This window comes from Arthrobacter sp. 10N44_2 (assembly GCF_056394385.1).
The window spans coordinates 57,456-64,249 of record NZ_JBFTHT010000022.1; the positions used below are offsets into that span (position 1 = coordinate 57,456).

A 6,794-nucleotide genomic window follows, 5' to 3' on the forward strand; every position below is an offset into this window, starting at 1 on the left:
CGCGCCAAAAGGCAGATGGCGGCAATGTTCACGAAGAACATTGCCGCCATCTGCCGTCCCGGCGTGCTGCGGGCGTGCTGCTGGTCGTGCAGCTAGACGCTGCGTACCGCGATCACGGCGTTGTGGCCGCCGAAACCGAACGAGTTGCTCAGCGCGGCGATGCTGCCGGCCGGCAGGTCGCGGGCGGTCGTGACGACGTCGAGCGGGATTTCCGGATCCTGGTTCTCGAGGTTGATGGTCACCGGCGCCTTGCGGTCGTAGATGGCCATGACGGTCAGCACGGCCTCCACGGCACCGGAGGCGCCGAGCAGGTGCCCCATCTGGGACTTGGTGGCCGAGACCGCTACGGAGTCCACGTGCTTGCCCAGGGCGGCCTTGAGGGCCGCGTACTCGGGCTTGTCGCCGACCGGGGTGGAGGTGGCGTGCGCGTTGACGTGGACGATGTCTTCGGGCTGGATGCGGCCATCGAACATCGCAGCCTTCAGCGCGCGGGTGGCGCCCAGGCCCTGGGGGTCCGGGGCGGTGATGTGGTAGGCGTCGGCGGTGACCGAGGTGCCCGCCAGTTCGGCGTAGATCCGGGCGCCGCGGGCCAGGGCGTGTTCCTCGGCCTCGAGCACCAGGGCGCCGGCGCCCTCGCCCATGACGAAGCCGTCGCGGTCACGGTCGTAGGGGCGTGAGGCGTGCTCGGGATCGTCGTTGCGGCGTGAGAGGGCCTGCATGGAGGCAAAGGCGGCGATCGGCATCGGGTGAATGGCGGCTTCGGCGCCGCCGCACACGACGACGTCGGCCTTGCCGGCGCGGATGAGGTCCAGGCCCACGTGGACGGCCTCGGTGCCGGACGCGCAGGCGGAAACGGGGGTGTGGGCGCCGGCGCGGGCACCCAGGTCCAGGCTTACCGCGGCGGCCGGGCCGTTGGGCATCAGCATGGGCACGGTCATGGGCAGGACGCGGCGGGGACCCTTTTCGCGCAGGGTGTCCCAGGCATCCAGGAGGGTCCAGACGCCGCCGATGCCGGTCGCGAAGGCCACCGCCAGACGGTCGTGGTCGATTTCGGTGATGCCGGAGTCGGCCCACGCCTCACGGGATGCGACCACGGCGAACTGGGTGGACGGGTCCATGCGCTTGGCCTCGACCCGGGTCAGGACGTCCAGGGCAGGGGTGGAGGCGCGTGCAGCGAAGTGGACGGGCAGCTCGTACTTGGCCACCCAGTCGTCCTCGAGCGTGTGCGCGCCGGAGACGCCCTTGAGCGCGTTCTTCCACATCGTGGGGACATCGCCGCCGATGGGTGTGGTGGCACCCAGACCGGTAATGACTACTTTGCGTGCCATGGGATCACTCTCTGTCGGTGCGCCTGCCGTATCCGGAACCGCGAACGGGATGGCCGGGGCCTGCGAGGGGAAAACTTTCGGGTGGTGCATTTCGTGGTGCTGCTGGTGGTCCGGTCCGGGCGCTGCTGCAGCGCCCGGACCGGACACCGGGGTCCGCCGATACTGGCGGAAGCCAGACTAGGCCTGGGCGTTGGCGATGAAGCTGACGGCGTCGCCGACGGTCTTGAGGTTCTTGACCTCTTCGTCCGGGATGCGGACGCCGAACTTCTCTTCGGCGTTGACCACGATCGTCATCATCGAGATGGAGTCGATGTCCAGATCCTCGGTGAAGGACTTGTCCATTTCGACAGCCTCCGTGGCCAGGCCGGTCTCTTCGTTGACGATTTCAGCCAAGCCGGCCAGGATTTCTTCGTTGCTAGCCATTGATGGCTCCTTTTCTGGTTGTTGCCCTCGGCTGCCGGTGGAATGCCGGCAGCCTAAGGGCGGAAATGATTCAAACCGAGGGTTCGGCTTGGTGCGGGAATGCTTGCGAGMACAGCATGCGGGGCGGGCCCTGAAAGTGAAGGACATGCGGTGCAAGGGTGAAACGGGTGGAACGTATTTAGTTCGGAAAAGCGGTGGCTGCCTAAGGAAGCACGACCACCTGGGCGCCGAAGACCAGACCGGCTCCGAAGCCGATCTGCAGCGCCAGCCCGCCGCTGAGCTCGGGGTTTTCCTCAAGCAGGCGGTGGGTGGCCAGGGGGATGGACGCCGCCGACGTATTTCCGGCGTCGGCGATGTCGCGGGCGATCTTGACAGTCTCGGGCAGCTGCAGCTTCTTGGCCATCTCGTCGATGATGCGCATGTTGGCCTGGTGCGGGATGAACGCGGCGAGGTCCTCGGACCGGATGCCGGCTGCGTCCAGGGCCTGCTGGGCCACCTTGGCCATCTCCCACACGGCCCAGCGGAAGACAGTCTGGCCGTCCTGGCGCAGGGTCGGCCACAGGGAAGCGTCGGTCACGGCCGCTTCCTCATCGCTGACGGCGGCGCCGTGCTTGCCGGTCAGGGCGAGCTCGCGGATGTCCAGCATGGAGTGGGTCATGCCGATGGCATCCCACTTGCTGCCGTCCGAACCCCACACCGAGGGGCCGATGCCGGGCGTGTCAGAGGGGCCGATCACGACTGCGCCCGCGCCGTCGCCAAGCAGGAAGGAGATGGTCCGTTCCGTGTTGTCGATGACGTCGGAGAGCTTCTCGGCACCGACCACCAGGACGTAGGAGGCCGCGCCGGAACGCACCAGGGCGTCGCCCTGGGCGATGCCGTAGCAGTAGCCGGCGCATGCCGCGGAGATGTCGAAGGCCGGGGCCGGCGTCGCGCCGAGGCGGTCGGCGAGGCTCGCTGCGGCGGACGGGGTCGCATACGGGTGGGTAACCGTGGAAACGATCACGGCGCCGAGCTGGGAGGCCTCGATGCCGGCCTTCTGCAGTGCTTCACGTGCGGCGCCCTCAGCCATGTCAATCACGCTGACATCGGCGGGCGCGCGGTGCCGGGTGATGATGCCCGTGCGCTGGCGGATCCACTCATCCGAGGAATCGATCCACTGGCACACGTCCTCGTTGGTCACGATCACGCTGGGCCGGTAAGCCCCGATACCCATGATGCGGGTGTTGGCCTGCACCGGTGCCTGCTTCAGAGTGGGAACGCTCATGCCCCTCCCTCCAGTTCTGCAAATAGGGCCAGGGCCGCGGAAAGATCGTCCGGGGTCTTGACGGTGACTGTCTTGACGCCGGGCATGCCGCGCTTGGCCAGGCCCGCCAGTGTTCCGGCGGGAGCCAGCTCGATCACGCCGGTCACCCCGCGCTGCACCATCGTCTCCATGCACTGGTCCCAGCGGACCGGCCGGGAGACCTGGGCGATCAGGCTGTCGACGGCGGCGGCGCCGTCGGTGACTTCCGCGCCGTCGAAGTTGGACAGCAACGGCACCTGCGGGTCCTTCGGGTGCAGCGACGGACGCAGGGCCTGCAGGGCCGCGCCCGCGGGGGCCATATGCGAGGTGTGGAACGCGCCCGCGACCTTCAGCGGAATAACCCGGGCCTTGGCCGGCGGGTTCTCCGCCAGGGCCTTCAGCTGCTCCAGGGTGCCTGCGGCGACGGTCTGGCCGGCCCCGTTGACGTTGGCGGCCGTGGCCCCGGCGGCAGCAATGGCTGCCAGGACCTCCGCGGGGTCGCCGCCCACGACGGCACTCATGCCGGTCGGGGTGGCGGCGGCAGCGGCTGCCATGCTGTTGGCGCGTTCGCGGACAAACGTCATGGCTTCGGATTCCGACAGGACACCGGCGAGGGAAGCCGCGGTGATTTCGCCGACGGAGTGGCCGGCAAGGATGACGGGAAGCGTGCCGAGTTCGACGTCGAACAGCGACTTCGCCGTCACCAGGCCCGCAGCAACGATCAGGGGCTGCGCGACTGCGGTGTCCTTGATGGTCTCCTCATCGGAGGTGGTGCCGTGGGCGGTGAGGTCGATGCCTGCTATTTCGCTGAGGGAGGCCAGGAGGCCTGCGACGGGTGGCAGTTCCAGCCAAGGGGCCAGAAAACCAGGGGTCTGGGAGCCCTGTCCAGGGCAAACGATTGCAAGCACGTAACCAGCTTTCCAAATTACCGCGTGAACATTCGTGTTTTCATGCACCAAGCTCACTGGGTCAGTTTGTAGGAAGTCTACAACGGTTCAGGAGCCGTTGCGGGGAGGTTGCCGCTCCGTGGGGGCCTTCGGCGGGGCAGAAAGCCGGCCCACGACGAGGGCGGTCTGGAGCACGAACGCCTCCCGCGGCAGCAGCGGATCCCAGCCGGTGACGTCGCAGACGCGCTTGAGCCGGTAGCGCACTGTGTTGGCATGGACGAAGAGTTCCCGGGCCGTGGCTTCGAGTGAATGGCCCAGTTCGAGGTACGTGCCGAGGGTCTCCACCAGCCCGTTGGAGGCGGCCAGAAGCGGGCGGTAGATGTTCTTGACCAGCGAGCGGCGGGCGGCGTCGTCGCCGGAGATCACCCGCTCCGGGAGCAGGTCATCGGCCGCCACCGGGCGCGGCGCGGAAGGCCACGCGCGGGCCGCGGTGAGGCCGGCAAAGGCGGACTGGGCGGAGCCGCTGGCCTCGAGGAGGGACCCGGCCTCCGGGCCGTAGACCACCGGGCCGGGGGCAAAGAGTTCGCTGAGTTTCAGGTATGCGGTCTCCCGGTCGTGGACCCCGCCCAGGATCAGGATGAGGCGGTCGCCCTGGATCCCCACGAGGGCGTCCTCGGCGAAGCGCCCCGCCGTGCGCCGCAGCTCGCTGACGTAGCTGGCGCTTGGTTCGGACGGGGAATTTCCGACCATGACCGTGAAGCGCTCCTGTGCTTTCCAGCCCAGGGCCGCGATCCTGGACCGCAGCGCGTCGGTATTTTCGCCACGGAGGATGGCATCGACAATTAGGGCTTCCAGCCTGGTATCCCAGGAGCCGCGGGATTCCGCGGCGCGGGCATAGACGTCGGCGGCCGCGAACGCGACCTCCCGCGAGTAGCGCAGCACGGCCTCCCGGAGGGCCCCCTGGTCCGCTTCCGGGGCGATCACCGGGACCTGGTCCTCGACGACTTCCACCACGATCCGGATCAGCTGGAGCGCCTTCTGCAGGCTGATGGAGCGGGTCAGTTCGGTGGGCGCGGTGCCGAAGACGTCGGAGAGGATCCACGACGGCGAACTTGGCCGTTCGTACCAGGTGACGAAAGCCGCGATGCCGTTCTGGGCCACCATGCCCAGGGCGGAACGTTCATCCGAGTTCAGCCGGCCGTACCACGGCAGGGACTTCTCCAACTGGCGCAGCGTCGTCGTCGACAGCTGGCCCACGCTGGCCCGGAGCTTCTTGAGGGTTTCGGCTTTCTCCGGAGTCATCGCCCTCGAGCTCGGCTTGCGTTTTTCGGGAGTGGTGATCGGCTCTGCCATGCATTGAGCATACGGGGCGGGCCGCCCAAGCTCCATTTGTGCGAAGGCTACAACTGCCCTTGTCCTGCATCACAGCGGCCCGCGGGAGTCCAGAGCGCCCCCGGAGGGAGGCCCGAGGGAGGCGGGGCGGTTAAACGCCCGACGGCGGCCCCCACCTTTCGGTGGGAGCCGCCGTCGAACGTTCGCTCTTGCGCTGAGGCGCGGTTAGGAGTCGCCGCCCGCGTTGCCGGTGGTGCCGGCGTTCACGTTGTGCAGGCGGTACTTCTCGATGGCCTGGGCAGGTGCCTGGGCATCCACTTCGCCCCGGCGGGCCAGCATCTGAAGGGAACGGACCACAACCGAGTGGATGTCGTTCTTGAAGAAGCGGCGTGCCGCGGCGCGGGTGTCCGAGAAGCCGAAGCCGTCCGCGCCGAGCGAGGCAAACTCGTTCGGCAGGAACTGGCGGATCTGGTCCGGCACGGCCTTCATGTAGTCAGTGACCGCCACGATGGGGCCGGTGGCGCCGGCGAGCTGCTGGGTCACGAACGGGACGCGGGCGGGCTGGCCGGGGTTGAGGAAGGAGTCTTCCTCGGCGGCCATGGCGTCGCGGCGCAGTTCGGTCCAGGAGGTCACGGACCAGACATCCGCCGAGACGCCCCAGTCCTCGGCGAGGACCCGCTGGGCTTCGAGGGCCCAGGGAACCGACACACCCGAGGCAAGGATCTGCGTGCGCGGGCCGTCAATCTTGGCCGGCGCCAGCAGATAGATGCCCTTGATGATGCCCTCGACATCGAGTTCCGCCGGTGCGGGCGGCTGCACGATCGGCTCGTTGTAGACAGTGATGTAGTACATCACGTTCCGCGACGGATCGTTGTCGGCAATTTCTTTCCCGGCTTCGCCGGGGCCGTACATCCGGTTGAGGCCGTCACGCATGATGACGCCCATCTCGTAGCCGTATGCCGGGTCGTAGGTGATGACGGCCGGGTTGGTTGCCGCCAGCATGGGGGAGTGCCCGTCGGCGTGCTGCAGGCCTTCGCCGGTCAGCGTGGTGCGCCCTGCCGTGGCGCCGATGATGAACCCGCGGGTCATCTGGTCGGCGGCGGCCCAGAAGGAATCGCCGGTGCGCTGGAAGCCGAACATCGAGTAGAAGACGTAGACCGGGATGAGCGGTTCGCCGTGGGTGGCGTAGGACGTGCCGGCGGCGGTGAAGGCTGCCACGGAACCGGCCTCGTTGATGCCGGCGTGCACGATCTGGCCGGAGATGGACTCCTTGTACGCCAGGACGAGCTCGCGGTCCACGGAAAGGTAGTTCTGGCCGTTCGGGTTGTAGATCTTCGCCGTCGGGAAGAACGCGTCCATGCCGAAGGTGCGTGCCTCATCGGGGATGATCGGCACAATCCGCTTGCCGAACTCCTTGTCCCGCATGAGGTCCTTGAGCAGGCGGACGAACGCCATGGTGGTGGCGGCGTGCTGCTTGCCGGAGCCGCGGTTGGCGACTTCGTAGACCTTCTCGTCCGGGAGGGTGACGTCGGCGTGCTTGGA

Annotated in this window: 6 protein-coding genes; all 6 read right to left on the reverse strand. The window is 68.0% G+C overall.

Annotated features, from left to right (window positions below; translation table 11 throughout):
• Positions 1-92: 92 nt before the first annotated feature.
• The gene (gene fabF, locus AC1DBX_RS18750; protein WP_028275211.1) at positions 93-1,328 is read right to left on the reverse strand and encodes a beta-ketoacyl-ACP synthase II; all 1,236 of its coding nucleotides are present in this window, start codon (positions 1,326-1,328) and stop codon (positions 93-95) included.
• A gap of 177 nt (positions 1,329-1,505) precedes the next feature.
• Positions 1,506-1,751, reverse strand: a complete 246-nt coding sequence (locus AC1DBX_RS18755) for an acyl carrier protein (protein WP_018773434.1) — start codon at positions 1,749-1,751, stop codon at positions 1,506-1,508.
• A 202-nt stretch (positions 1,752-1,953) separates the two neighbouring features.
• Positions 1,954-3,015, reverse strand: a complete 1,062-nt coding sequence (locus AC1DBX_RS18760; RefSeq protein WP_026537071.1) for a beta-ketoacyl-ACP synthase III — start codon at positions 3,013-3,015, stop codon at positions 1,954-1,956.
• A complete protein-coding gene (locus AC1DBX_RS18765) occupies positions 3,012-3,941 on the reverse strand; it encodes an ACP S-malonyltransferase (protein WP_028275209.1) in 930 nt (309 codons plus the stop codon). Before AC1DBX_RS18765 ends, AC1DBX_RS18760 begins: the two co-directional genes overlap by 4 nt.
• Before the next feature lie 87 nt (positions 3,942-4,028).
• Positions 4,029-5,273: a PucR family transcriptional regulator gene (locus tag AC1DBX_RS18770; protein ID WP_018773431.1), complete on the reverse strand. Its 1,245-nt coding sequence runs from the start codon at positions 5,271-5,273 to the stop codon at positions 4,029-4,031.
• A gap of 204 nt (positions 5,274-5,477) precedes the next feature.
• The coding region (locus tag AC1DBX_RS18775; RefSeq protein ID WP_476932445.1) for a transketolase-like TK C-terminal-containing protein at positions 5,478-6,794 on the reverse strand (1,317 nt) is incomplete at its 5' end.

Bases quoted from the DNA above. Each gene is read 5' to 3' on its own strand.
- fabF (WP_028275211.1), bottom strand. From the start codon at position 1,328: ATGGCACGCAAAGTAGTCATTACCGGTCTGGGTGCCACCACACCCATC.
- AC1DBX_RS18755 (WP_018773434.1), bottom strand. From the start codon at position 1,751: ATGGCTAGCAACGAAGAAATCCTGGCCGGCTTGGCTGAAATCGTCAAC.
- AC1DBX_RS18760 (WP_026537071.1), bottom strand. From the start codon at position 3,015: ATGAGCGTTCCCACTCTGAAGCAGGCACCGGTGCAGGCCAACACCCGC.
- AC1DBX_RS18770 (WP_018773431.1), bottom strand. From the start codon at position 5,273: ATGGCAGAGCCGATCACCACTCCCGAAAAACGCAAGCCGAGCTCGAGG.